We start from the raw sequence: 25583 nt of genomic DNA, 5'->3' as shown, positions 1-25583 counted from the left end.
CAGAACCGGGCAACCGGCACCAACCTTGACCCATGGGAGGAGACCCAACATGAAAAAGACCTTTGCAGCCCTTGCGGCCGCGGCCCTGGCGGCCAGTGTCGCCGCCCCGGCCATGGCCGACTTGGTCGTGCCGAACCTCAGCTACCGCACCGGCCCCTACGCACCGGGCGGCATCCCCTATGCCGACGGCTTCAACGACTATTTCACGCTTCTGAACGAACGCGACGGCGGCATCGGCGGCGAGAAGGTTCAGGTGCCGGAATGCGAAACCGCCTACAACACCGAAAAGGGCGTGGAATGCTACGAGGCCACCAAGGGCTCGGGCGCGCTGGTCTACAACCCGTTGTCCACCGGCATCACCTATCAGCTGATCCCCAAGGTCGCCGCCGATGGCATCCCGCTGTACACCCCCGGCTACGGCCGCACCTCGGCCGCGAACGGCAAGGTGTTCGAATGGGTGTTCAACTACCCGGCGAACTATTGGGACGCGGCCAGCGTGGCGGTGAAATACCTGCTGGACGAGAACGGCGGCGACCTGTCGGGCAAGAAGATCGCGCTGGTCTATCACAACTCGGCCTATGGCAAGGAACCGATCCGCACCCTGACCGAACTGTCGAAAAAGCACGGCTTCACGCTGGTTGAAGTGCCGGTCGATCACCCCGGTCAGGAACAGAAAAGCCAGTGGCTTCAGATCCGCCGCGACAAGCCCGACTATGTGCTGATGTGGGGCTGGGGCGTGATGAACGCGGTCGCCATCCAGGAAGCCGCCAACATCAACTTCCCGATGGAGAATTTCATCGGCGTCTGGTGGTCGGGTTCGGAAAACGACGTGACCCCGGCGGGCGACGGCGCCAATGGCTACAAATCGCTGGCGATGCACGGGACGGGTTCGGATTACCCGGTCTATGCCGACCTGAAGAAATACGTCCACGACGCCGGCAAGGCCAGCGGCGCGGGCGATCAGGTGGGCAGCGTGCTGTATTCGCGCGGCATGTACGCGGCGATGGTGATCTCGGAAGCGATCCGCAAGGCGCAGGAAATCCACGGCACGGCGGCGGTCAACGCGGCGCAGGTGCGCGACGGCTTCGAGGCGCTGGAAATCACCGAGGCCCGGATGGTCGAACTTGGCCTGCCGAACTTTGGCCAGCCCTTCGCGGCCTCGTGCACCGATCACGGTGGCCCGGGTGCGGCCCTGATCCAGCAGTGGGACGCCAGCGCCAAGAAGTGGAACCTGCTCACCGGTTTCATCGCGCCGGATGACGAGGTGCTGACGCCGCTGGTTATGGAAGACTCGGCCGCCTTCGCCGCCGAGAACAACATCGCCGAACGCTGCAACTGATGTGACCGGGGGGCCGGTACGCCCGGCCCCCTGCCTATCCGCCGGAGGCGACGAAGATGCTGGATGCCAAGCCCGAGACACGGACCGATGCCACAGCCGACACGCTGCTGGAGGTCAACAACATCGAGGTGATCTACAATCACGTCATCCTCGTGCTGAAAGGCGTCAGCCTCAGCGTGCCCAAGGGCGGGATCACGGCGCTTCTGGGCGGCAACGGCGCGGGCAAGACGACGACGCTGAAGGCGGTGTCGAACCTTCTTCATTCCGAACGCGGCGAGGTCACGAAGGGCAGCATCCTCTACCGTGGCCAGAAGGTGCAGGATCTGAACCCCGCCGAACTGGTCAAGATGGGCGTCATCCAGGTGATGGAGGGACGCCACTGCTTTGAACACCTCACGGTCGAGGAAAACCTGCTGACCGGGGCCTACACCCGCAAGGACGGATCGGGGGCGATCAGCGCCGATCTCGAGATGGTCTACAATTACTTTCCGCGCCTGCGCGAACGCCGCAAGAGCCAGGCCGGCTACACCTCGGGCGGGGAACAGCAGATGGTCGCGATCGGCCGTGCCCTGATGAGCCGCCCCGAGACCGTGCTGCTGGACGAACCCTCGATGGGGCTTGCGCCGCAGCTGGTGGAACAGATCTTCGAGATCGTGAAGGCCGTGAACGAAAAGGAAGGCGTGACCTTCCTTCTGGCCGAGCAGAACACGAACGTCGCCCTGCGCTATGCCCATACCGGATACATCCTGGAAAGCGGCCGTGTGGTGATGGAGGGAACGGCGCGCGAGCTGCGCGAGAACCCGGACGTCAAGGAATTCTATCTGGGCATGTCCGACAAGGGCCGGAAATCCTTTCGCGACGTGCGCAGCTATCGCCGCCGCAAGCGGTGGCTGGCATGAGGGGGGATCGTGCGGTGGGCCATTACGATTCACTGGAAACCCGATCCGCCCACGAACGCGCGGCGGCCCAGCTTGCTGGGCTGAATGCCCAGCTTGCCCGCGTGGCGGCCCATCCCGGCGCCTGCCGGATCGACGGCGCGCCGCTGGCCGATCTGGCGGGGCTGAAGGCGCTGCCTGTCCTGCGGAAGTCCGAGCTTGGGAAATGGCAGAAGGAAAACCCGCCCTTCGGCGGCATCCTCACCGCAAATGTCGCCCATGTCTTTCAAAGCCCCGGCCCGATCTACGAACCGGGCGGGATCAGTCACGACTGGTGGCGCATGGGGCGCTTCCTGCATGCCTGCGGGATTGGCCGGGGCGACATCGTGCAGAACTGCTTCGGCTATCACCTGACACCGGCGGGCATGATCTTTGAATCCGGCTGCCGGGCGGTCGGTGCGGCGGTGCTGCCGGCCGGAACGGGGCAGACCGATCTTCAGGTTCGCGCGGCGGCGGATGTGGGGACGACGGCCTATGCCGGCACGCCCGATTACCTGAAGGTGATCCTTGACCGGGCCGAGGAACTGGGCGAGCGGCTGAAGATCACCCGCGCCGCGGTGGGGGGCGGTGCGCTGTTTCCGTCGCTGCGCAAGGAATATGCGGACCGCGGCATTCTCTGCCTGCAATGCTATGCCACCGCCGACCTTGGCAATATCGCCTACGAGACCGAGGCGATGGAGGGGATGGTGATCGACGAGGGCGTGATCGTCGAGATCGTCCGACCGGGCACGGGCGATCCGGTGCCGGACGGCGAGGTGGGCGAGGTGGTGGTGACAACGCTCAATCCCGATTACCCGCTGATCCGGTTTGCAACAGGCGATCTATCGGCCATCCTGCCGGGCCAGTCCCCCTGCGGGCGCACCAACGCCCGTATCCGGGGCTGGATGGGCCGGGCCGACCAGACCACCAAGATCAAGGGCATGTTCGTGCGTCCCGAACAGGTGGCCGATTTCGTCGCCCGTCACGAAGAGGTCGGCCGCGCCCGCGTCGTGGCCACCCGCGAGGGCGAGATGGACGTGATGACCGTGCAGGTGGAAACCCGCGCCACGAACCCCGCGCTTTACGAAGGGTCGGTCGTCGCCGCGCTGAAGATGAAGGGGCGGATCGAACTTGTCCCGCCGGGCAGCCTGCCCAACGACGGCAAGGTGATCGACGACCTGCGCAAATACGACTGAGGCGGGAATCTTTTCCCCTCCCGCCTTGTTTGGCGGGGGGCGGGCCGCTACATCGGCTGGCATGCGACGTTTCATCCCATTCCTTCAGGCGCCGCCCCGTGTCGCCGTTGTCCGTCTTGCCGGCGCCATCGGAGCCGCAGGACGCTTTGGCCAGGGTCTGAACGATGCCGCCCTTGCCCCCGTGATCGAACGGGCCTTCACAAAAGGCAAACCGGCCGCCGTGGCGCTGATCGTCAACTCGCCCGGCGGGTCGGCCGCGCAATCAAGCCTGATCGCCGCGCGCATCCGCCGTCTGGCCGAGGAAAAGAAGATCCCCGTCCATGCCTTTGTCGAGGATGTCGCCGCTTCGGGCGGCTACTGGCTGGCCTGTGCGGCAGATCACATCTGGGTCGACCGCACGTCGATCGTGGGGTCGATCGGTGTGATATTCGCCGGCTTCGGCTTTCCTGAATTCCTCAGGCAGCACGGTATTGAACGCCGCGTCCACACGGCCGGGCGGTCGAAATCGCTGGCCGATCCCTTCCTGCCCGAAAAGCCCGAGGACGTGGCGCGCCTGAAGTCGCTGCAGGAGCCGATCCATCAGGCCTTCATCGACCATGTGAAGTCGCGGCGCGGTGCGCGTCTGGCCGAGGGGCAGGACCTGTTCAACGCCGACATCTGGGTGGGCCAGCAGGCCGCCGATCTGGGGCTGGTCGATGGCATCGCCCATCTGGAGCCGAAGATGAAAGAGATGTTCGGCGAAAAGGTCCGCTTCATCCGCCACGGCCAGCGCCGCAGCCTGTTCCAGCGGCTTGGGGCGCAGGCGGTCGACGGTGCGCTTGCCACGGTCGAGGACCGGGCCGAATGGGCCAGGTTCGGGCTTTGACATGATCACCAAGGTCATCGCCCTTTTCCTTCTGGCCATGGCGGTGCTTGCCATGTTCGGACGCCTGCGCTTTCCCGGAAAGGGGCGGCGCAAGCCGGGGGCGACGGCCAGTGCACGAAAATGCCCCGAATGCGGGGCCTACATGATTGGCAAGGGGGATTGCCGGTGCAAGACGCCCCCGAAGTCGAAGGGATGACCTATCTTGCTGCTTGATCTGGGCTATGTCGTTGCAGGTCTGATCCTGCTTGTGTTCGGGGGTGACGGGTTGGTGAAGGGTGCCGTGGCGCTTGCCCTGCGTCTTGGCATCCCGGCACTGATCGTGGGTCTGACGGTGGTGGCCTTCGGCACGTCCGCGCCGGAACTGCTGGTTTCGGTCACGGCCGCGCTGGACGGCGCGGCGGGGATCGCCATTGGCAATGTGGTGGGATCGAACATCGCCAACATCCTTCTGATCCTGGGCCTGCCCGCGATCATCACCACCATCCATTCCAGCCAGATCGACACGCGGCGCGGCTATTACACGATGCTGGCGGTATCCTTGGGCTTTGCGCTGCTGTGCTTCACCGGCCCGCTGATCTGGTGGCATGGCCTCTTGCTGCTGGCGGCGCTTGCCGCGATGATCCTCGACAACATCCGTTCCGCCCGCGCGCACAAGGCGGCCAATGAGGATGTGGAACTTGAAGGCGCCGACGAAAACATGCAGGCGTGGAAAGTCGCGGCCTACATCCTGGGCGGTCTGGTCGGGCTTGGCGTCGGGGCAAACCTTCTGGTGACGGGCGCCGTGAACATCGCCCGCGACTTCGGGATATCGGAAACGGTGATCGGGCTGACGCTGGTTGCGATCGGCACCTCGCTGCCGGAACTGGTGACGTCGATCGTGGCGGCGATCCGCAAGCAGGCGGACGTGGCGCTTGGCAATGTGATCGGATCGAACATCTTCAACATCCTGTCGATCCTTGGCATCACCGCCCTGATCGCGCCCCTGCCGGTCGATCCGGCGATCCTGTGGCGTGACAACTGGGTGATGATGGCGGTCGCCCTGGCCCTGGCGCCGTTCGTCCTGTTCCGTCTGGATATCACGCGGCTGGCGGGTGTGGGATTTGTCGCGGCCTACGTCGGCTATTCCGCCTGGCTGGTGCTCTGATGCGGGCGCTGGTTACGGGCGGGGCGAAACGTCTGGGGCGCGAAATGGCGCTGTACCTTGGCGCGCGCGGCCATGACGTGGCCGTGCATTACCACGGCTCGGCCGACGCGGCCCAGGCGGTGGTGGCCGAGCTTCAGGCGATGGGACGCAAGGCCGTGGCCCTTGGCGCCGATCTGCTGGACGAGGCGCAGGTCGCGCCTCTTGTCGGGCAGGCCGCCGAGGCGCTTGGCGGCCCCCTGACGGTTCTGGTCAACAACGCATCGATCTTTGAATACGACAACCTGCGCAGTGCCACCCGGGAAAGCTGGGACAGGCACATGGAATCGAACCTTCGCGCGCCCTTCGTCCTGACGCAGGCCTTCGCCGCGCAGGCGCCCGAGGCCGGGCGGGACGAGGCGGGCGAACCGGTGGCGCGTGCCCTGATCGTGAACATGATCGACCAACGTGTGCACAAGCTGACCCCCGAATTCATGACCTACACCCTGGCCAAGATGGGCCTCTGGGCGCTGACCCGCACCTCGGCCCAGGCCCTGGCCCCGGCGGTCCGCGTCAATGCGATCGGCCCCGGCCCGACCCTGCGCGGCGGTCGGCAAAGCGAATCCCACTTCGCCCGGCAGCGCGCCGCCACGGTTCTGGGGCGGGGGGCGAATGCGGCCGATATCGTTGCCGCGCTGGGATTTTTCCTCGATTCCCCGGCCGTCACGGGGCAGATGATCGCGGTGGATGGGGGCCAGCATCTGGCCTGGCAAACCCCCGACGTGCTGGGCGTGGAGTGACCTTGCGGAGGCAGGTCGCGGCAAGTTGTCCACCCCTCACGATCCGGTTACGAAAGTGTTACGTAAGCCCCTGATTTGCAAGGAATTTGCCATCCGTACAATTATTTTTCGTTTACAATCAACGGATTGAATTACTGCCCATTTTTTGTGCAAACCGTTCAGGGGGGCCGAAAACAAGGAAAATTCCGGCTTCCCAAAAGTTTTTGCGCAGAGTTATCCACAGAAATGGTGGACAGCTTTGCCCTTGCCCTCGTCCTTGGTCTGTTGCAGCCAAGGAGGGGAATCGATGACTCGGACCAAGGTGTTTTCGCGTGACCGTCGAAACGGGCCAGACCCCGCCCCTGACCGGGCATGATCTTATCCAGGATTACCTGAAGACGCTCGATGCATCGCCCGGCGTCTACCGGATGCTGAACGACAAGGCCGAGGTTCTTTACGTCGGCAAGGCCCGTAACCTGAAGGCGCGGGTGTCGAACTATGCCCGGCCCTCGGGTCATTCCGCCCGCATCGCGCGGATGATCCGCGAAACCTCCGCGATGATGTTCCTGACGACCCGGACCGAGACCGAGGCGCTGCTGCTGGAACAGAACCTGATCAAGCAGTTGAAGCCGCGCTATAACGTGCTGCTCAGGGACGACAAGTCCTTCCCGAACATCCTGATCGGCAAGGAACACCGCTTTCCCCAGATCAAGAAGCACCGGGGGCGCAAGACCGAGAAGGGCAGCTACTTTGGCCCCTTCGCCAGCGCCGGGGCGGTGAACCGGACGCTGAACCAGTTGCAGAAGGTGTTCCTGCTTCGCAACTGTTCGGACGCGATGTTCGAAAGCCGCACGCGCCCCTGCCTTCAGTACCAGATCAAGCGATGCAGCGGCCCCTGCGTGGGCAAGATCGACGAGGCGGGCTATGCCGCGCTGGTCGCCGATGCCGAGCGCTTTCTGGAAGGCAAGTCGACCGCCGTGCAGGCCGAGCTTGCCGAACAGATGCAGGCCGCTAGCGAGGCCATGGAGTTCGAACGCGCCGCCGCCCTGCGCGACCGGATCCGCGCGCTGACCCAGGTGCAGCAAGCTCAGGGCGTCAACCCGCGCGGTGTGGCCGAGGCCGATGTGATCGCCGTGCATCTGGAAAGCGGCCAGGCCTGTGTGCAGGTGTTCTTCATCCGCGCGAACCAGAGCTGGGGCAACCGCGATTTCTATCCGCGCACCGGTGCGGGCGCCGAGGAACCGGAAATCCTTCAGGCGTTTCTTGCGCAGTTCTATGATGACAAGGACCCGCCCCGGCTGATCCTTCTGTCGCATCCGATCGAGGATGAAGACCTGATGGCCGATCTTCTGGCCCAGCGGGCCGGACGCCGGGTCGAACTGGCCGTGCCCCGGCGCGGCGAAAAGGCCGAACTGGTGGAAAACGCCACGCGCAACGCCCGCGAAAGCCTGGCCCGGCGGATGGCCGAAAGTGCCACACAGAACAGGCTTCTGGCCGGGCTGGCAGAAGCATTCGATCTGGACGCGCCGCCCCGGCGGATCGAGGTCTATGACAACAGCCACATCCAGGGTGCGATTGCGGTGGGTGGCATGATCGTGTCCGGGCCCGACGGTTTCCTGAAATCGCAGTACCGCAAGTTCAACATCAAGGGGGATGCAGGTGCGCAGGGCGATGACTTCGGCATGATGCGCGAGGTGCTGACACGCCGCTTCGAACGGCTTCTGAAGGAAGACCCCGAGCGCAAGACGGACGCCTGGCCCGACCTGCTGCTGATCGACGGCGGGGCGGGGCAGGTTTCGGCCGTGGCGGGCGTGATGGCCGAGATGGGCGTGGATGACATCGCCATGGTGGGCGTGGCCAAGGGGATCGACCGCGACCAGGGCAAGGAGGAATTCCATCGCCCCGGAGAGCCGCCCTTCGCCTTGCAACGGAACGATCCGGTCCTGTATTTCATCCAGCGCCTGCGCGACGAGGCGCATCGCTGGGCGATCGGCGCGCATCGCGCGAAACGTGCCAAGGCCGTGGGCGCGACACCTCTTGACGACGTGCCGGGCGTGGGGGCTGCGCGCAAGCGGGCGCTTTTGGCCCATTTCGGCAGCGCCAAGGCCGTGTCGCGGGCGGGCCTTGCCGATCTGATGGCCGTGGATGGCATCAGCGAAACGATGGCCCGCACGATCCACGATTTCTTTCACGCCAAAGGTTGAGGAAAGCCGGGGGCAGATAGCCCCCATTTGTCCGCGCGTATCACACGGGGATGTTGTCGATCAGGCGCACGCCGTCCAGCCAGGCTGCGGCCAGCATCCGGCGCGGTCGCGTGGGATCGTGCGAGGGCAGAAGCGTTTCGGCATCGCGCAATTCGATGTATTCCACCCGCTCGAACCCGGCGTCGCGCATCGTCACCGCCGCCTCGCGGATCGCCATCCGGTCCGACTGACCGGCGCGGATATCCTCGGCGGCGGCCGTGATGGCGGCGTAGAACACCGGGGCGATGCGGCGGCCCGCGTCCGTCAGGCGGACATTGCGCGAGGACATGGCAAGCCCGTCCGGCTCGCGGATGGTTTCGCAGCCGACGATGGTGATCGGCAGGTTCAGGTCGCGCACCAGTTTCTGCACGACCTGCAACTGCTGCCAGTCCTTCTGGCCGAAATAGCCGCGGTCGGCCATCGTCATGCCGAAGAGTTTCGTGACCACGGTGGCGACGCCGTCGAAATGCCCCGGACGCATCTTGCCTTCCAGGGGTTCGGACACGCCCGCAACGGAAACCGTCGTGGAAAAGCCCTCGGGATAGACCTCCTCGGGGGCGGGGGCGAAGATCAGTTCCACCCCGACGCTGCGCAGCAACGCGGCATCCGCCTCTTCGGTGCGAGGGTATTTCTTCAGGTCTTCGGGGTTGTTGAACTGCATCGGGTTGACGAAGATCGTCACGATCACCCGGTCGCATTCGGCCCGTGCGCGACGCGCGAGGCTCAGGTGGCCATCGTGCAGCGCGCCCATCGTCGGCACCACGCCCACGGTCTTGCCCTGGGCCTTCCAGGCGCGCACCTCGGTGCGCAGGTCCGCGACGGTCCGCAGGATCGTTGTCACGATTTCGCGCCCTTCGCGGGAAGGACGTCGGGGAAGGCGTGTTCGGCGGCGGGGAAGGTTCGCGCGCGCACCTCGGCGGCGTAATCGGCGATCGCCTGATCGGCCATCTGTCCGAGGTTGGCATAGCGCTTGACGAACTTCGGCCGGAATTCGGTGAAGAGCCCCAGCATGTCGTCCACCACAAGGATCTGGCCGTCGCATTTCACCCCTGCGCCGATGCCGATGGTGGGGATGTCCAGCGCCTGTGTGATCCGTCCGGCCAGACCTTCGGGGACCTTTTCCAGAACGACGGAAAAAGCGCCGGCATCCTGCACCGCGCGGGCGTCGGCCATGACGCGGTCGGCCTCGGCCTCGCGGCCCACCACCTTGTAGCCGCCCAATGTGTTGACCGCCTGCGGCGTCAGCCCGACATGGGCCATCACCGGCACCCCGCGCGCGGTCAGGAAGGCGATGGTTTCGGCCATGTGCTGCCCGCCTTCCAGCTTGACCGCGGGCGCGCCGGTTTCCGCCATCAGCCGTGCGGCGTTGCGGAAGGCCTGTTCGCGGCCTTCCTCGTAGCTGCCGAAGGGCATGTCGATGACCGGCATCGCCTTCTGCAGGCCGCGCACCACGGCGCGCCCGTGAAAGATCATCATTTCCATCGTCACGCCGATGGTCGAGGGCAGGCCGTGCAGCACCATGCCAAGGCTGTCGCCCACCAGCGCAATGTCGCAATGCGGATCGACCAGACGGGCGACGGGCGTCGTGTAGGCGGTCAGGCAGACCAGCGGCGCGGCGCCCTTGCGGGCCTTGATGTCGGCGGGCAGGACCGGGCGGACGGGGCTGTTCGCGCTCATTGCTTGCTCACTCCCTCGCGAGGAACCGTTGAGTCGCTTATACTTGCCGCACCGGCGCTGTGCCAGCAATTATGTTGCGCTGCATTGCGGCGTGACCTCTGGCGCGGGAGTGGCTTGACCGACCGGCCCGGTCCGTGCGCTATGCGTGCAGATCATGAAGGAGCCCCGGATGCCCGAACTGCTGCTGCCCGTGACACGGCAAGGAACCGATCCCGAAGTCGAACGCCCCGCGCCTGAAAAGGTGATCGCGGGCGACCCCGTCCACACGACCTGGAACCTCGAAGAGGTCGACGGGCTTTATTGCGGCCTGTGGCAATCCACCCCCGGCAAGTGGCGGATCAGCTATGCCGAATGGGAATACATCCGGATCCTCGAAGGCGTTTCGATCCTGACCGACGCGACGGGCCGCGCCACCACGCTGCGCGCGGGCGACAGCTATATCATCCGTCCCGGTTTCGAAGGCACCTGGGAGGTCGTGGAAACCACGTTGAAGGATTACGTGATCCGTAGCTGACGCATGTCAGCGCAGCACGTATCCCTTTGCGGCCGCGTTGGCACGGGCGATCGCCTCTGACGCGGCCGGATCGACCGGCACGGCGCGGCCCTCGGCGTCGTCCATGTAGGCGCCTTCCTGTTCCAGCGATTCCTGCAAGGACCGAACCCGGACGAAACTGCCCAGTGGCACCTGGTTGAACAGGTGGATGATGTCCTGGTTGAACAGCCGGATGCAGCCCGCCGAGGTGGCGCGACCGATCGAGGATTGTTCATTCGTGCCGTGGATGCGGTAATAGGTGTCGCGCCCGCCGCGATAGAGATAGAGCGCCCGCGCACCCAGGGGGTTCGACAGGCCGCCGGGCAGGCCGCCCGCATATTCGGCATACATCTCGGGGAAGGTGCGGATCATGTTCTTGGTCGGCGTCCAGCTCGGCCAGCGTTCCTTGCGCTGGATCGTGCCGGTGCCGGTGAAGCCAAGCCCCGCGCGGCCCACGGCGATGCCATAGCGCCAGGCCCGAAGCGGGCCGGTCACGAAGTAGAGCCGCCGTGCGTAGGGGTCGACCACGATGGAGCCAGGGCCGTCCGGGCCGGTGTAGGCGACCTCGACCCGGCGGTTGGTGCCCTGAAGGTAGGCTGGGTTCACGCCGGGGATGACGAAATCGACGTCATCGATCTCTTCATATCCGGGCACTGCCGGCAGGAGCACCGGTCCGCTTGGCACCTGCGTGCAGGCGGCAAGGGAGGCAAGGCCCATCAGGGCTGTTCGACGGGTAATGGTACGATCCACGACAGATTTCCCGGATTCTCAAGAGTCCCCCTAAGAACCCCCTCCGGTCATGCGGCGTCAAGCCTTTGGGCCTGACTGCGTTCACGAATGCCGCCGGATTGTAACATCCGGCGGCACACTTTCGCGTGACGGCCGCGGTTTCGGGCACCCGTCGGCGGCGCCTGGGGGCGCGCTGTGCCAACGGGGCACGCGGACCGGTTCAACCCACGACGTTGAAGCCGGGGCCGTAGGGATAGCCGGTGATGTTCTCGTTTCCATCCTCGGTGATGACGAGGATGTCATGTTCCCGGTATCCGCCCGCGCCGGGTTCGCCGTCGGCGATGGTCAGCATCGGCTCCATCGAGATCACCATGCCGGGTTCCAGCACCGTATCGATATCCTCGCGCAGTTCCAGACCGGCCTCGCGGCCGTAGTAATGCGACAGGACGCCGAACGAGTGGCCATAGCCGAAGGTGCGGTATTGCAGCAGGTCGCGTTCGGCGAAGAACTCGTTGATCTTGTGCGTCACCTCGGCGCAGGAGGCGCCGGGTTTCAGCAGGCTCATCCCGTATTCATGGGCGGCGACGTTGGCTTCCCAGATCTTCAGGCTGGCGTCATCGACCTCGCCCACGAACATGGTGCGCTCCAGCGCCGTGTAATAGCCCGAGATCATCGGGAAGCAGTTGAGCGACAGGATATCGCCGCGCTTCAGCTTGCGGTTCGTCACCGGGTTGTGTGCGCCGTCGGTGTTCAGACCCGACTGGAACCAGACCCAGGTGTCGCGATATTCCGCGTCCGGGAAGCGCTTTGCGATCTCGCGTTCCATCGCGTCACGCCCGGCCATCGTGACCTCAAGCTCGGTCGCGCCCTCGCGGACGGCTTCGCGGATGGCGTAGCCGCCGACATCGGCCACGTTCGCGCCATGCTTGATCAGCGCGATTTCGGCGGGCGACTTGCGCATCCGCTGTTCCATCGTCGCCGGCGCGATGTCCATGCCGCGCTTGGGTTGCAGGAAGGCGTTCAGCTTTTCCGACCGTTCCAGCGTCAGGTGATCGGCCTCGCAGCCGATGGACTTGCCGGTGCCCGTGACCGAGGCGACGGCGCGCCAGAAATTGTCGCGCTTCCAGTCGGTATAGGTGATGTTGTCGCCCACCGAACGGCGCCAGGGCTGGCCCGCGTCGATGCCGGCGCTGATCGTCACGCATTCGGTCTTCGTGACGACGCAGGCATAGGGGCGCCCGAACGAGCAGTAGAGGAAGCCCGAGTAATAGGCGACGTTGTGCATCGAGGTCAGCACGACCGCATCGAGGCCGTGCATGTCCATGATGTCGCGCAGGCCGGCAAGCCGGTCTTCGTATTCCTCGACCGAGAAGGGCAGTGCATCCTTGGCGCCGCCATTGTGATAGCGATACATTTCGGGACGGATGAGCGTCATTGTCAGACCCCTTTGAACGGGGTCCGCCCTTTGCGGGACCCCGAAAGGTCCCGGCGTACAGGACGGTGGCGGTGGTTCCGCAAGCGTCAGGGCGCGCATGGCGGCCCCTGCGGCGACGCCATCGCCGCGGCTCAGGCGGGAACATGCCCTGACCCGTGACATTTGGCAAGGGCGCGGTTCGGGCTTGGTTGGCGCCGATTTTTCGGCGAAAAATCGGGCAAGGGGGCTGTCTGCCCGCTTGCCGCCTGCGGCGGCTCACCCCCGAGGATACTTGCCACCAGGTGAAAGGCAGCAGGATGAAGACCGGATCGCGAAACCTGATCACCGATGTGGCGGGGCTGTGGGTGGGCAATGCCGAGGATGCGGCGCTCCGCTCGGGGGTGACGGTGCTGACGGCCAGCAGGCCCTTCACGGCGGCGGTGCATGTGATGGGCGGCGCACCGGGCACGCGCGAGACGGATCTTCTTGCGCCCGACCGGCTCGTGCAGGAAGTCGATGCGCTGGTCCTGTCGGGTGGTTCGGCGTTCGGGCTTGATGCCTGTTCGGGGGTGGCCGATGCCCTGCGCGCGGCGGGGCGCGGCTTTGCCGTGGGCGATCAGCGGGTGCCGATCGTGCCCGGGGCGATCCTGTTCGATCTCCTGAACGGGGGCGACAAGGGCTGGACGGAGAACCCCTATCGCGGACTGGGCCGCGCGGCGCTGGCCGCCGCCGGGACGGATTTCGCCCTCGGCACGGCGGGCGCGGGCTATGGCGCGATGACCGGGCGGTGGAAGGGGGGGCTTGGCTCGGCCTCGGCGGTGCTGGACAGCGGGATCACGGTGGGCGCGCTGGTTGCCGTCAATGCGCTCGGGTCGGTCACGGTGGGCGAGGGGCCGCATTTCTGGTCCGCGCCCTGGGAGTTGGCGGCCGAATTCGGCGGGCTTGGCCTGCCCGCGTCCTTTCCGCCGCCGGACGATCCGGTGCCGCGCAAGCGGATGGGCGAGGCGACCACCATCGCGATCGTGGCGACCGACGCGGCGCTGAACCAGGCCGGGGCGCAGCGCATGGCGACGGCGGCCCATGACGGCATGGCGCGGGCCATCCTGCCCAGCCACACGCCGCTGGACGGTGATCTGGTCTTTGCCGCGGCGACGGGCGCGCGGCCCTTGGAGGATCCGCTGCGGGATGCCTTCCAGATCGGCCATGCGGCCGCGACCTGCCTTGCGCGGGCGATCGCGCGGGCCGTGCATGCGGCCACGCCGCTTCCGGGCTTTCCGCAGCCCGTCTGGCGCGAGGCCTTCACCAGCGGGTAAGGGCGGCTTCGTCCTCGTCCTTCGCGGCGACCCAGGCCGCGCCGTCGGTGCCGATTTCCTTCTTCCAGAAGGGCGCGCGGGATTTCAGGTAATCCATCAGGAATTCGGCCGCGGCGAAGGCATCGGCGCGATGCGGGGCCGCTGTCGCCACCATCATGATCGGCTCGCCCGCTGCCAGTCGTCCGTGCCGGTGGATCACCAGCGCGTCCGACAGCGACCAGCGCGCCATCGCCTGATCCAGGATCTGCCCGATCGCGCGTTCGGTCATGCCGGGGTAATGTTCGATTTCCATCGCGGCGAGCGTGCCTGCGTTGTCGCGCACGATGCCGGTGAAGGTCACTACGGCACCGGCGCCGGTCTGCGCGGCGGCAAAGGCATTGGCCTCGGCGCCAAGATCGAAGGGGGCGGACTGGACCGAGAGGCGCATCGGATCAGCCCCCGGTCATGGGCGGGAAGAAGGCCACCTCGCGCACACCGTCGAGCGGGGCGGAGAAATCCGACAGGTCCTGATCCAGTGCCACGCGCAGCACAGAAAGGTCCGAGAACGCCAGCGCGTAGCGGTCTTCACGGGCGGAAAGTTCCGCCACCAGATCGGCGACTGTGGCCGCTTCGGTCGTCACAGTTTCACGCGGCAGGCCGATTCGTTCGCGCACCCAGGCGAAATAGAGAACCTCGATCGTCTTCATGCGCCATCCTTCAGGTAGGGCAGGGATTTGCGGAAATAGTCCCAGCCGGTCAGAAAGGTGAGGATGGCCGCGATCCAGATCAATCCGAGCCCGGCGAGGGTGGCATAGGAGGAACAGCCCCGAACCCCGCAAGAGCGGATCGGATCGGCCTGCCCCTGCGAGACGAGGTCGGCATATTGTTCCGGCGTCAGACCCTGCCGGGCGATCCCCTCAAGATGTTCGAGGCCGGTGCCAAGGAACAGGACAGCGATCGCCACCATCTGCGCGGTGGTCTTCCACTTGGCCAGTTTCGTGACCTTCAGCAGCCCCGCGGTGGAGCCCAGGAATTCCCGCAGACCCGACACGAAGACTTCGCGGAACAGGATCACGGTGACAGGCAGGATCAGCCAGGGGTTCATGCCGGAATATCCGGTGATGATGACAAGGGCGATGACCACCATCGCCTTGTCGGCGATCGGGTCCAGCATGGCGCCGAACTTCGATTCCTGCTTCCACAGGCGCGCGAGGTAGCCGTCAAAGAAATCGGTGATCGCCGCGCCGACAAACAGCGCAAGTGCCAGCCAATCCGCCCAGGGGCGGTGGAAATACAGAAACATGACCGCAACGCCGGGCGCGGCGAAGAGGCGCAGCAGGGTCAGGATATTTGGCAGCGTCCATGTCATGGCCCATTCCTAGCCGAAAGCCGAAGCCGGGGGGAAGGGGGCTTGCGCCCCCGGCAAGCGGAAGGGGCGCGGATCGTCCGCGCCCCTTCGCATGGTTTCCTGCCCCCGAGAGGGCCTGCGTTACACCAGGATGTCAATCGCGGTGAACAGCGTCACGCGCGGCAGGTCGATGATGTAATCGGCAACACCGTCACCGGTGGAGTCGATTTCAAGCTGCGTCTGCGCGCGGTTGAAGCGGACCTCGCCCGCATCGCCGGTGAAGGCGGCGCGACCGATGAAATCCAGATCCTCGGCGATCGGGCGCAGGTTGATCTTGTCGATGCCATGCTGGAAGTCGCCTATCTTCTCGCCCGTGCTGATGTCGTTCAGTTCGGCGAAGATGAACTTGTCGCTACCGCTGCCACCATAGACGGTATCCGCCCCGTCGCCGCCGATCAGCCGGTCGTTCCCGCCCTTGCCGAAAATCTTGTCGTTCCCGGCGCGGCCGTCGATCACATTGGCCCGCCCGTTGCCGCGCAGCACGTCGTCGAAGGAGCTGCCCAGCAGGTTCTCGATGCTGACAAGCCGGTCATAGCCGTTTCCGGTGTTCTGGCGGCCGGTCAGGGCCAGGTTCACGCGGGCGGCGGCATCGGTGAATTCGGCCCAGTCCTTGCCAAGGCCGCCGTTCAGCAGGTCATTGCCCAGACCGCCGTTCAGCACGTCGTTGCCGCGTTTGCCGTAAAGGGAATCCCGGCCCGGTCCGCCCACCAGATAATCGTTCTGCGCCCCGCCGATCAGCAGGTCGTTGCCCAGGCCACCGGCAAGGTAGTCGCCGCCCAGACCGCCATTGAGCGAGTCGTTGCCCGCCCCGCCGTCGATCACGTCATCGCTCGCGCCGCCGGTGATCCGGTCATCGCCGGCCGAGGAATTGCGCACGACAAAGCGCCACAGGCCATCGGTGCCGGTGTTGCCGGCGCGGGTGTCCCAGGTCAGCGCGCCGGTCTGGTTACCCGATCCCGGCATCTCGAAGAAGTTCAGCCCGTTCGCGGCCGACCACCCGGCGCGGGCGATGTTCCCGCCAAGGCCGTTCACCCCGCCGCTGGCCGAACCGGTCGTCCAGTTGAGCGTTTCATAGCGGTATTCGAACATGAAATCGCCGTCGCGATAGCCGGTCCGGTCGGACAGGTCGGTGATGACGATCTGGAAGGCGTTCAGCTTGTCGGTCTGGTAGCTGTAGTACCCCACGTCATCCCAGGTGATCACGATCCGGTCGCGCCCCGGGGCGATATCCCAATAGACAAGGTTCGTGCCCTTGGAGGTGCCGCCGGGGGTGATCGACGACGTGCCGCTGCGGGTGTCCACATCCGCCCAGAAGGGAAACAGCCCGGCGTAGGTGGCCGAGGTGATCGTCGTCGGCGTGTATGTGGACAGGCCGAAGTTGAACGTGACCGACCCGTTGGTGTTGACATACATGTTGTCGTAACGGGTGCCGAAGAAATTCAGCCCGTTCTGGAACACCGAGGTGATGTCGATGGCGGTCGAATAGCCATCGTCATTCCTGTAGAGTTCATTTTCGCCAAACCCGACCGTTCCGCCGAGACCATTGATCAAGGATACCATTGCCGACTCCTCCTGCAGGGAGTTCGCGCGTCATCCCGGACATGGGCACTGGCAACAGGGAAAATGATTAATCGAAATGCTAGGACTGGCGCAAACGCGTTTCGATATGGCGTCAGCTTTTCACCAGTAACCCGGAAGGAATAATGACCTAGATCAAATTCCCACGGATTTTGAACCTATGGGGCAGGCGGCCCGCGACCGGCGCGCGAAAGCTGAACAGCCCGCCTGCCTGCGGGTCGTCCGCGCCCTTGCGGATCAGTGAGGTGACAAAGACCGTGCGAAGGTCCGGGCCGCCGAAGCAGGGCATCGTCACCATCGGCGTGGGAAGGTCGACATGGGAAGCGATCCGCCCATGCGGCGCGATCCGGTTGACCCGGCCCGCGTCTATTCCCGCCACCCAGTAATGGCCTTCGGCGTCGAAGGCCGCGCCGTCCGGGCGGCCGCAATCGGCGGGTATGTCGGCAAAGCGGCGGCGGTTCGACAGCGCGCCATCCACGCCCACATCGAACAGGTCCACTGTCCTGTCGCGGGTTTCGGCGTAGTAGAGGCGCGCGCCATCCGCCGACCAGCCCAGACCGTTCGGGGTGGTCAAACCCTTCAGCACGACCCGCACCTCGCCGTCGGGCGCGATCCGCATCAGGAACCCGTCCGGGCCGCGTGTGTCGCTGTCGGTCATCGTGCCGACCCAGAAACAACCATCCGGCCCGACCTTGCCGTCATTTGTGCGCATGTCGGCGGGCAGGGCGGGGATCGGAAAGCGCAAGGCGCGGCTGCCATCCGCCGGGTTCAGAAGCCAAAGCCCCGATTGGCCCGACACAAGGATGCCATCCCCCTCGGTCAGACCGAGGCACGAGATCTTTTCGTCGAATGCCCAGGATGTGTGGGCGCCCGTTTCCGGGTCCAGGCGGTGCAGGGCGCGCGCGGCGATGTCGACGAAATACAGGACCTGCGCCCGGTCATCCCAGACCGGGCCTTCGCCCAGGCCGAAGCGGGTGTCGGGCAGAAGGCGGGTGATCCGGGTCATGGGCCTGTCCACTGGTCGTTAGCGCTATCGGTCTGCGTTACCACAGGCCGTGAAGCGGGGCAAACCGGCTAAGCGTCGGCAGGACCGCCCAGCAGATCGGCCAGGACAAGCGCCATGACGCGGGCGCTGTCCATCATGTCGGTGATCCCCACCCATTCGTCGGGCTGGTGTGCCAGATGCAACAGCCCCGGCCCGTAGGCGATGCAGTTCTTCAGCCGTCCGATGCGGTCGATGTGTTTCTGGTCGTAGGTGCCGGGCGAGACGACGAAATCAGGCATCCTGTCCAGCACGCGTTCGATCGCCGCCGCCGTGGTGCGGACGACGGGCGCCTCGCGGTCGGCCATCGTCGGCTGCACCTCGAACAGGTCGCGGATCGCATAGCTGAATCCCGGCCGGGTTTCTGCCAGCCGGTCAAGCAGGCCCGTCACCTCGGCCTTCACCTCGGGCAGGGCTTCCTCGATCAGGAAGCGGCGGTCGATGATGATGCGGCAGCGGTCGGCCACGCAGGGCGCGGGCAGGCCAGTATAGCCGGGTTCGGGTTCCGGTTCGCCGCCGTGGATGGAGTTGATGTTCAGGGTCGACGCGCGCGCGCCTTCGGGCACCACGGGCATGGCGGTGCGCTTTGTCGCAAGATGCGGGTAAAGCCTGTCTTCGATTTCCGCCAGCACCGCGCCCATGTGACGTATCGCGCTGTCGCCCAGAAAGGGCATCGACCCATGCGCGATGCGGCCATGGGTTTCGATCTCGGCCCACCAGACGCCGCGATGGCCAAGGCAGATGCGGTCCTTGTGCAGGGGTTCGGGGATGATGACATGCTGCACCCGTTCGGGCGCGAACCATCCCCGTTCGGCAAGCCACGCCACCCCGCCATAGCCGCCCGATTCCTCGTCCGCGGTGGCGCTGATTTCGATCGCACCCGCGAAATCGGGGAATGTGGCGATGAATGCCTCGGCCGCGATGATCGAGGCGGCAAGCCCCCCCTTCATGTCGCAGGACCCGCGGCCATAGATGCGGTCGCCGTCGCGCTCGGCCCCAAAGGGATCGCGGGTCCAGCCGTGGCCGACCTCGACCACATCGTGGTGGCTGTTGAAATGCACGCAGTCGCCGGGCCGTGCCCCCTCGCGTCGCGCGATCAGGTTCCAGCGGGGATGGGTGTCGCTGTCGCCGGGCGCGCCCTCGGCCCGGATCAACGATAGTTCGAAGCCCTCGGGCATCAGCCGCGCCGCAAGGTATTCGCAGATCTCGCGATAGTTCAGGCCCGGCGGGTTCAGGGTGGGAATCCGGATCAGATCCTGCGTCAGACGCACCAGATCGTCCTCGCGCGCGGCGATGGCGGCCAGCAGGGCGGTTTCACGGTCTGTCAGCGACTTGGGCATGGGCAAGATTAGGGGGCAAATCCGTTGTGCGGCAAGGCGGTTTCAGGGGGTATTCCCGCAGTTTCAAATTGCATTGGCGGCGGCTTCTGTCGCAGGGTGAAACCAGCGGGCCGGGTCGGCGCGGTGTCGGTGCCAACAGATACGATCTGTGCCGGGGCACTGGACAGGGCAAGTTGGCTCACCCATATGTGAAATGTATTTACATCGGAGGGCTCAATGGCCGATTTCGACGCTCAGATCAAGGAAAGCCAGGCGCAGGTCGCAGAGGCGCAGGCCAAGATCAGTGCCATCACCAGCCGGATCGAGGCCGCGCGGTCAAAGCTTGCGGCGGGCGAGGCGGCCATCGACGTGGAAAACGCCACGCTTGAGGATGTCCACAAGCATACCGAACTGATGAACGCGAACATCGCGGAACTCATCATGGGGCTGGATGATGTGACGGCAGGCTTTTCGAAGGACTTCGACGAGATGCGGTCGAAGACCGGGATGGAAAGCTTCATCGGCATCTTTTCGTCCGCGAAATCGGAATCGATGCGCCAGGAACGGCTGCGCGAGGCGTCGATCGATTCCAAGCTGCAGGACCTGATTTCCAAATCCGACGTGATCGTGAAGCTGCTTCAGGGCCAGCTTGACCTGCTGAACGGCCAGAAGACCAAGGTCGAGGGCAACCTTTCGCAGACGCTGACCGAACGCGAGGAAACGGTCGGCGCACTCGAGGCGGTCCGGGCCGAGATCGCGGGGATGGACCCGAAGATCATCGAACTTGAAAACCGCATTTCCGTTGAACAGGACGCCGCCGCCCGCACGCGGCTTGAAACCGAACTGGCCGAGCTGAACGCGCGCTACAACGCGATGGTGCAGGACGAACAGGTGAAGCTGGCCAAATCCCAGACGCTGGAACGCTATATCGAGAAAGGCAAGACATGGGTGGACAGCCTGACCAACCAGGCCGCGACCCAGCTTGTGCTTATCAACAAGCTGCAGACCGATACAAAGCAACGCGTGGTGCTGTATGATGCGCTGACGTCGTCGTTGAAGACCGCGCAGCAGCAGGACGTGGCCCACCGTATCAACGAGATCGGCGTGAAGACGGATCAGGAAGCGCAGGCCGCGATGGCCGCCATCGGCACGGCGACGAACGAACGCATGGCCGAGATGATGGAGGCGCATGAAGATCACATGGTCTTTGCCCGCAAGATCCTTGAGGCCAAGGCCAAGGCGGACGAACGCTTTGCCCGCCGCTTTGCCGCCATCGTCGAAAAGCACGACAAGAACCAGTATGGTGAATGACAGGTGGCAACCCATCTGACCGAAGACCATACCGAACTGCACGATACCGCCGTCGCGCGGCGGTATTTCGCGAAGTTCCAGTCGATCACCGCCCATCTGGCGCGCGTCGCGGCGGAACTGGAAGCCGAAGGCCGCATCTCGAAGCTCGAGGCGCGGGTGCTGGGGGCCTATGTCTCGCGGCTGGCCACGACGTTCCGGGCGCTGTCGCACAAATATCTGATGACGGGCCGGGTCGAAGGGCCGGTGCCGGGCCGCCCCACCTTCGACCGGCACGAAAGCGGATTCCCGGTGGCGCAGGAACTGATGCAGATGGCGGTCGATGCGCAGCAGGCCAGCGCGCATCTGGCCGGCATGGCCTCGATCGCCGAACTGAAGGACCGGATGATCCGCCAGATCGTGGGCGATCTGTCGATCCCCAGCCAGTTGCAGTTCGCCCTGTCGCAGCGGCTTTACTACGAAGACCTGCTGACCGGCACGCCCTTCTGGCCCCGGAACGACCCTGATGCCCAATGGCTGGGCAATCAGGGCGAACGGCGGCGCTATCTGGTGCATTGGGCGGTCTATGACCTGCAGGTGAACCTGCCGGTCGTCTACCTTCTGGATGTCGAGGATTCAGGCCGTGCGCCCCTGCCCAAGGACGACCGGCGCTGGCCGAGGGTGCAATCGCATCTGATGGCGCAATCCTCGGGCGGGCTGAAGCTTCTGACCATCGCGCAGGGCTTTGACAAGGATTTCGACGATCTGCACCCGAAACGGCTGCGGCGCATCCACCTTGGCCCGATGTATTCGCACAGCTTTACCCTTCAATCGGGCCCCATCGCCGATGTGCTGGCCATGGCCAACGCGCCCGAAGGGCAGGATTGGGCGCTGGTCTGGACGGTGGAGGATCTGGTTTCAGAGCGTGAGGAAAGCGTGCAGGATGGCTGGTTTTCCAAGGTGGACCGGCAGATCTTCACGCTGGACCCATTTGCAGGCCGGGGTGCCGACACCGGCGCCACCCGCACCGAACGCATGATCGTTCTGCCCGAGCGCCCGTTTCAGGCGCTGGTGGAAAAGAAGCCGCCCGGTTTTGCCGATGTGCGGAAATTCGTGGTGGGGGCGGGTGGCCGCCTGATTTCGACGAGGTGATTTCAGATGACGACTCGCGACACGATGGAACTGAAGGAAGACGCCATCCGCGCCCATTACGGCGCGGCGCTTGACCTTCTGACCGGTTTCGACCACGCCCCCCGGCTTGCCAGGCCCGTGACGACCGAAACGCAGCCGGAACGTTCGCCCGGCATCGGCACGCGTCCCCGCTTTCGGTCGACGGTGCCGGGGATGGCGGCGCGGTCCACCGCGCGGCCGGGCGGGGTGCGGGTGATCGAGCGGGTCGAGGGCCTTGGCGACGGGCTGACCACGCCGCAGCAGGCACATGTCCTCGCCGCGCTGCGCCGCGCGCTGTCGATCGCGCTGGCCATGGGAGAGGGCTTTGCCCAGGGTTCTGCGCTGGCAGAGTTGAAAAAGGCCAATCTCGAAGGCCGCCTGCCCGAGGCGCGGCGGGCCGAATTCACCGATCTGCTGGCGGCCGAGGCGCTGATTTCCTTGCATGTCTTCGCCAATGCGACCGCGTTCCTTCTGTCGCCGCACATGGGGGAAACCACCGTCGAGGTCGGCGCGGTCGAGGAAGTGCTGACCGACAATGCCCCCCTCGCCCTGCAGGGGGCGCTTTGGGAACTGGATCAGGACATCGCGGCGCTTGCCTCGGACGATGCGCGTCTGGTCGCGACTGTCGCGGCCTTTGTCGAGGCGCTGATGGAACGCGTCGCCGCCCGCGCCGAAGGCGTGCCCCGCGCGGCCTGGTTCGGTGCGGCAAGCTGGCGGGTCGAGGCCGATGACCTGACGCTGTCGGGCTTCAAGCCCGCGCGCACGGCCAAGGGCACCGCGCTGACCATGCAGTTCAAGAAACCGCATGAGGTGGTGGGCAACCACATCGCCAAGTATCAGTCGCTGCGCCTGTCCAAGATGCTGATGGCCTATGATTTCGAGCGACGGATGAACCCCTTTGCCGAACTGGGTGGGTTCATCTTCACCTTCATGGGGGACGGCAAGCCGGGCACGGGCAAGACCACGCTGATCCAGATGATGGCGGGGCTACTGAACGATTACTGCAAGGTCGCGGGCTATCCGTTCCGCTATCAGAATTTCAGCATCGACCAGATCGACAGCTATCAGGGCAAGTCGGGCCAGAACGCCAAGGCCTTCATCGACAATGTGCTTGACCCGAACGTGATCGGCTTTGGCACGATCGACGATATCGACCAGGTCGCCGGCAAGCGCGGCGACCGCCAGTCCAGCGCCGGCCAGCAAGAGGTGACGGCCGTCTTCATGCAGGCCTTCGCCGGGGCCAATACGGTCGTGCGGGGCAACTGCACCTTCGGGATGTTCTCGAACTACCCCGAGAATGTGGATGATGCGCTGCGCCAGCGCGCGGGGGCGCGGTTTCTGGTCGATGGCCCGCAAACGCGTGAGGATTACATCGACATCCTGTCGCTTCTGATGGGCAAGAACCATCAGATCCCGTTGGGCGATCACGATCTTTTCGCCGCGCAGGAAATCAAGCGCGCCGTTGCCGCCAGTTTCGAGGGCCATTCCCGCCCGCATGAGGAAGGGCTGATCCGCGTCTGGGAAAAGGTCGCGGCCGAGATCGGGCCGCTTGATACCATCGCCAAGATCGGCCGCTATCTGAAGGCCATCCAGGAGGCGGATGAACGGTTCACCGGCCGCGCGATCAAGAACATCACGGATGCGGTGAAGGTGCGGGCGATGGATTTCGAACTGCCCGACGACTGGATGGAAAACCCCGACCTGTTCCTGTTCAAACCCTATGACGAGAAACTCGCCATGATCCGCGGGCTGATGACGCCCATCACGGTCGAGATGGTCATTCAGGAAGTGAACCGCTACGCGGACAGCGAATTCCGCTATGCCGACAAATCCGACGAGGTCGCCATCGAAAACGCGGTGCGCGACATGCGCCGGATGGAAGAGGCCAAACGGCGGTATCTGGAGGGGCGGGGGTGAATATCTGCTCGCAACGTCCGGGAGATGCCCCGCCCGTGCACCAGCACGGGCAGCGCCCGCCCGCCCTCCAGGCAGGTGCTGTCGCGCCCCCCTCGGTCCGGCGCCGCCCGTGCGGGGAGGGCTGGACATGAAACGCCTCATCCAGAAAGGCCTGATGTTCGGGAACCTCGTCGAGGTGTCTTCGCCCGCGCTGGTGGAGCGCTATAACCGGGCCCTGGCGCATCTGACGGGCAAGCAGACGAAGCTGGCCGATTTCCACATCGATGTCTCGGGCTATTCCCCGGAAGTGGGCGACGAGCTGGGCGATGACCTTTACCTCAATCCCAACGGATGCAACCGGCAGTTCATCCTTCTGACCACGGCGCAGAAGAACGCGCCGCTTCTGAACATCAAGTTTTCCACCTCGCGCGGCATCCTGCGACAGTTCATCGATCAGAACGAGGCGCAGTTGTTCGCCCTGACCGCCCGCGATGCGGTGGCGGGGGAGCTGCAGAATTCCGTTTATGAAGTCTCATCGCCCGCGCGGCTTCTGGACATCCGCCAGATCACGGTGGAGGCCGACACGATCGGCGGTCATGTGGCCGATGCGGGCAAGCTTGCGCGGCTGATCGAACGGTTCCGCACCGAACCCGATGGCTGGCGCGATGACCTGTTGATCGCCGAGATGATCGGGCTGGCCAAGAAAACAGGCGACGTGACCCGCGTGCCGATCCACCTGCCCCGGATGACCTTCGAGCAGCCGAACTTCTGGACCTCGCATTTTGGCGGGCTCTACGTCTTTCAGCGCGCGAAACTGTCGGGCGTGATCTCGACCCTGCCGCGCGCGTCGCTGGGGCAGATGCCGATCGCCCCGGTGATGGACCTGACGCAAAGGAACCACATCGCCGAATTCCTCGAAATCAACGAGTTCGTCGAACCCATCGTCAAGGCGCGCGGGATGGATGCGGCCGCGGTCTTGCGGCAGAAGATGGATTTCATCCTGGTCGATGCCGCCGACGCGCTGGACCTCGATCTGGGCAACGCCACCCGCAGCGACCTGCGCAAGATCGCGCACCGTCTGGGAAAGGGGTTGCCGGACGAATTCCTGGGCCTTGCGGATCTCTTGCGCTGGGTCGAGGGCGGCGGTGCCTGGCCGCGCATCACCTCGGAACATCCGGCCTATTTCTATACGCTGCGCGCCCGGCCCCATGCCGACCGCGATCTGGTCAACATGCTGCTGGCGGAACTGGCGCCCCTGGATGTGCGGCAGCTTTTCATCACCCACAAGGAACTGTTCTACGCTTCCTATGCCCGCTGGTCCGAACGAAAGCGGCAGTATGTGGCCGATTTCCTGGAACGCGAATACGTGGTCGACAAGCAGGGCGCGCGGGCGGCGCTGTTTGGCCCCGAACCCGGCATGGAGGAGGGCGACCGCCCCGAACCCCAGCCCACCCCCACGATGGCCGATCTGGTCGGTCCCTGGGGCGCGCTACGAAAGGACAGACGATGATCATCGGATGGATCCGCCTTGCCGTGTTCGGCTTTCTGGGCCTGTCGGTCATTTACCTTCTGGTCTATGTCTATGTCCGTTCGTTGCGGCGCGAGGCGCTGGAAGAAGAGTTCGATGCCGGCGGGATCGAGGGCGACCGCGATACCTTCATCGCCGAAGGCATGGCCGCCTACGAAAAGGGGTTGTGGAAACGGCTCCTTCTGCTCATCTACATTGTCCCGGCCGTGATCGTGCTGGTGCTGATCTATGTTCTGAACTTCGCCTGAGAGGCCC

At 65.1% G+C, this 25583-nt stretch carries 25 protein-coding genes; 15 read left to right on the top strand and 10 right to left on the bottom strand.

What is annotated here, in order from left to right; translation table 11 throughout:
* The first annotated feature begins 49 nt into the window (after nt 1–49).
* From E7811_RS10075 to uvrC, 8 genes are all read left to right on the top strand, one after another.
* Nucleotides 50–1339 (top strand): ABC transporter substrate-binding protein, encoded by a 1290-nt coding sequence (locus E7811_RS10075; RefSeq protein ID WP_136394509.1) that lies wholly within the window; start codon nt 50–52, stop codon nt 1337–1339.
* A 56-nt stretch (nt 1340–1395) separates the two neighbouring features.
* Entirely contained in the window at nt 1396–2238 is an 843-nt protein-coding gene (locus tag E7811_RS10070; protein ID WP_136394508.1) for an ABC transporter ATP-binding protein, read from the top strand.
* Complete coding sequence (locus E7811_RS10065) at nt 2235–3449, top strand: phenylacetate--CoA ligase family protein (RefSeq protein WP_394345615.1); 1215 nt, start codon at nt 2235–2237, stop codon at nt 3447–3449. The genes E7811_RS10070 and E7811_RS10065 overlap by 4 nt, the downstream gene beginning before the upstream one ends.
* Before the next feature lie 61 nt (nt 3450–3510).
* Nucleotides 3511–4314 carry a S49 family peptidase gene (locus tag E7811_RS10060; protein ID WP_136394507.1) on the top strand — a complete coding sequence of 268 codons (804 nt, stop codon included), beginning with the start codon at nt 3511–3513 and terminating at the stop codon, nt 4312–4314.
* Between the two features lies 1 nt (nt 4315).
* Complete coding sequence (locus tag E7811_RS10055; RefSeq protein WP_136394506.1) at nt 4316–4510, top strand: hypothetical protein; 195 nt, start codon at nt 4316–4318, stop codon at nt 4508–4510.
* Between the two features lie 6 nt (nt 4511–4516).
* Nucleotides 4517–5458 (top strand): calcium/sodium antiporter, encoded by a 942-nt coding sequence (locus E7811_RS10050; protein ID WP_136394505.1) that lies wholly within the window; start codon nt 4517–4519, stop codon nt 5456–5458.
* On the top strand, nt 5458–6234 hold the full coding sequence (locus E7811_RS10045; protein WP_136394504.1) for an SDR family oxidoreductase: 777 nt from the start codon (nt 5458–5460) through the stop codon (nt 6232–6234). The genes E7811_RS10050 and E7811_RS10045 overlap by 1 nt, the downstream gene beginning before the upstream one ends.
* A 311-nt stretch (nt 6235–6545) precedes the next feature.
* Nucleotides 6546–8417, top strand: coding sequence for an excinuclease ABC subunit UvrC (uvrC, locus tag E7811_RS10040; protein ID WP_136394503.1), 1872 nt, complete (start codon nt 6546–6548; stop codon nt 8415–8417).
* A 40-nt stretch (nt 8418–8457) separates the two neighbouring features.
* Here the strand turns inward: uvrC and panC are convergent, their stop codons facing one another.
* Nucleotides 8458–9297 carry a pantoate--beta-alanine ligase gene (gene panC, locus E7811_RS10035; RefSeq protein ID WP_136394502.1) on the bottom strand — a complete coding sequence of 280 codons (840 nt, stop codon included), beginning with the start codon at nt 9295–9297 and terminating at the stop codon, nt 8458–8460.
* On the bottom strand, nt 9294–10133 hold the full coding sequence (gene panB, locus E7811_RS10030) for a 3-methyl-2-oxobutanoate hydroxymethyltransferase (protein WP_136394501.1): 840 nt from the start codon (nt 10131–10133) through the stop codon (nt 9294–9296). The genes panC and panB overlap by 4 nt, the downstream gene beginning before the upstream one ends.
* Before the next feature lie 169 nt (nt 10134–10302).
* On the opposite strand from panB, the gene E7811_RS10025 reads away from it, so the two are divergent.
* Nucleotides 10303–10647 (top strand): cupin domain-containing protein, encoded by a 345-nt coding sequence (locus tag E7811_RS10025; RefSeq protein WP_136394500.1) that lies wholly within the window; start codon nt 10303–10305, stop codon nt 10645–10647.
* A 6-nt stretch (nt 10648–10653) separates the two neighbouring features.
* Here E7811_RS10025 and E7811_RS10020 read toward each other — a convergent pair whose 3' ends face one another.
* Both E7811_RS10020 and E7811_RS10015 read right to left on the bottom strand, forming a co-directional pair.
* Complete coding sequence (locus E7811_RS10020) at nt 10654–11382, bottom strand: L,D-transpeptidase (protein WP_136394499.1); 729 nt, start codon at nt 11380–11382, stop codon at nt 10654–10656.
* A gap of 232 nt (nt 11383–11614) precedes the next feature.
* The gene (locus tag E7811_RS10015; protein ID WP_136394498.1) at nt 11615–12829 is read right to left on the bottom strand and encodes a M24 family metallopeptidase; all 1215 of its coding nucleotides are present in this window, start codon (nt 12827–12829) and stop codon (nt 11615–11617) included.
* Between the two features lie 296 nt (nt 12830–13125).
* Between E7811_RS10015 and E7811_RS10010 the strand changes: the two genes are divergently transcribed.
* Nucleotides 13126–14121 carry a P1 family peptidase gene (locus E7811_RS10010; protein ID WP_136394497.1) on the top strand — a complete coding sequence of 332 codons (996 nt, stop codon included), beginning with the start codon at nt 13126–13128 and terminating at the stop codon, nt 14119–14121.
* Here E7811_RS10010 and E7811_RS10005 read toward each other — a convergent pair.
* The 6 genes from E7811_RS10005 to E7811_RS09980 all read right to left on the bottom strand — a co-directional run bounded on the left by E7811_RS10005 (nt 14108) and on the right by E7811_RS09980 (nt 19468).
* Nucleotides 14108–14548, bottom strand: coding sequence for a molybdenum cofactor biosynthesis protein MoaE (locus tag E7811_RS10005; protein ID WP_136394496.1), 441 nt, complete (start codon nt 14546–14548; stop codon nt 14108–14110). The two genes, E7811_RS10010 and E7811_RS10005, sit on opposite strands and share 14 nt — an antisense overlap.
* Nucleotides 14549–14552: 4 nt before the next feature.
* Nucleotides 14553–14798 (bottom strand): molybdopterin converting factor subunit 1, encoded by a 246-nt coding sequence (moaD, locus tag E7811_RS10000; protein WP_136394731.1) that lies wholly within the window; start codon nt 14796–14798, stop codon nt 14553–14555.
* A gap of 5 nt (nt 14799–14803) precedes the next feature.
* Nucleotides 14804–15469 carry a CDP-diacylglycerol--glycerol-3-phosphate 3-phosphatidyltransferase gene (gene pgsA / locus E7811_RS09995; RefSeq protein WP_136394495.1) on the bottom strand — a complete coding sequence of 222 codons (666 nt, stop codon included), beginning with the start codon at nt 15467–15469 and terminating at the stop codon, nt 14804–14806.
* Between the two features lie 120 nt (nt 15470–15589).
* Nucleotides 15590–17068 (bottom strand): calcium-binding protein, encoded by a 1479-nt coding sequence (locus E7811_RS09990; RefSeq protein WP_136394494.1) that lies wholly within the window; start codon nt 17066–17068, stop codon nt 15590–15592.
* Between the two features lie 148 nt (nt 17069–17216).
* Entirely contained in the window at nt 17217–18092 is an 876-nt protein-coding gene (locus E7811_RS09985; RefSeq protein WP_136394493.1) for an SMP-30/gluconolactonase/LRE family protein, read from the bottom strand.
* Between the two features lie 68 nt (nt 18093–18160).
* On the bottom strand, nt 18161–19468 hold the full coding sequence (locus E7811_RS09980) for an acetylornithine deacetylase/succinyl-diaminopimelate desuccinylase family protein (RefSeq protein ID WP_136394492.1): 1308 nt from the start codon (nt 19466–19468) through the stop codon (nt 18161–18163).
* Between the two features lie 216 nt (nt 19469–19684).
* Between E7811_RS09980 and E7811_RS09975 the strand changes: the two genes are divergently transcribed.
* The 5 genes from E7811_RS09975 to E7811_RS09955 all read left to right on the top strand — a co-directional run bounded on the left by E7811_RS09975 (nt 19685) and on the right by E7811_RS09955 (nt 25576).
* Nucleotides 19685–20758, top strand: coding sequence for a coiled-coil domain-containing protein (locus tag E7811_RS09975; protein WP_136394491.1), 1074 nt, complete (start codon nt 19685–19687; stop codon nt 20756–20758).
* A gap of 3 nt (nt 20759–20761) precedes the next feature.
* The gene (locus E7811_RS09970; RefSeq protein WP_211092105.1) at nt 20762–21886 is read left to right on the top strand and encodes a hypothetical protein; all 1125 of its coding nucleotides are present in this window, start codon (nt 20762–20764) and stop codon (nt 21884–21886) included.
* Nucleotides 21887–21892: 6 nt separating this feature from the next.
* Entirely contained in the window at nt 21893–23821 is a 1929-nt protein-coding gene (locus E7811_RS09965) for an AAA family ATPase (protein WP_136394490.1), read from the top strand.
* 127 nt (nt 23822–23948) lie between these two features.
* On the top strand, nt 23949–25310 hold the full coding sequence (locus E7811_RS09960) for a DUF6638 family protein (RefSeq protein WP_136394489.1): 1362 nt from the start codon (nt 23949–23951) through the stop codon (nt 25308–25310).
* On the top strand, nt 25307–25576 hold the full coding sequence (locus tag E7811_RS09955; RefSeq protein WP_136394488.1) for a hypothetical protein: 270 nt from the start codon (nt 25307–25309) through the stop codon (nt 25574–25576). Before E7811_RS09960 ends, E7811_RS09955 begins: the two co-directional genes overlap by 4 nt.
* Nucleotides 25577–25583 lie beyond the last annotated feature (7 nt).

It is taken from the genome of Aliigemmobacter aestuarii (assembly GCF_004799285.1).
GTDB lineage: Bacteria > Pseudomonadota > Alphaproteobacteria > Rhodobacterales > Rhodobacteraceae > Aliigemmobacter > Aliigemmobacter aestuarii.
The sequence above is the reverse complement of the archived record's forward strand: the minus strand, read 5'-3'. Positions and strand labels throughout refer to the sequence as shown.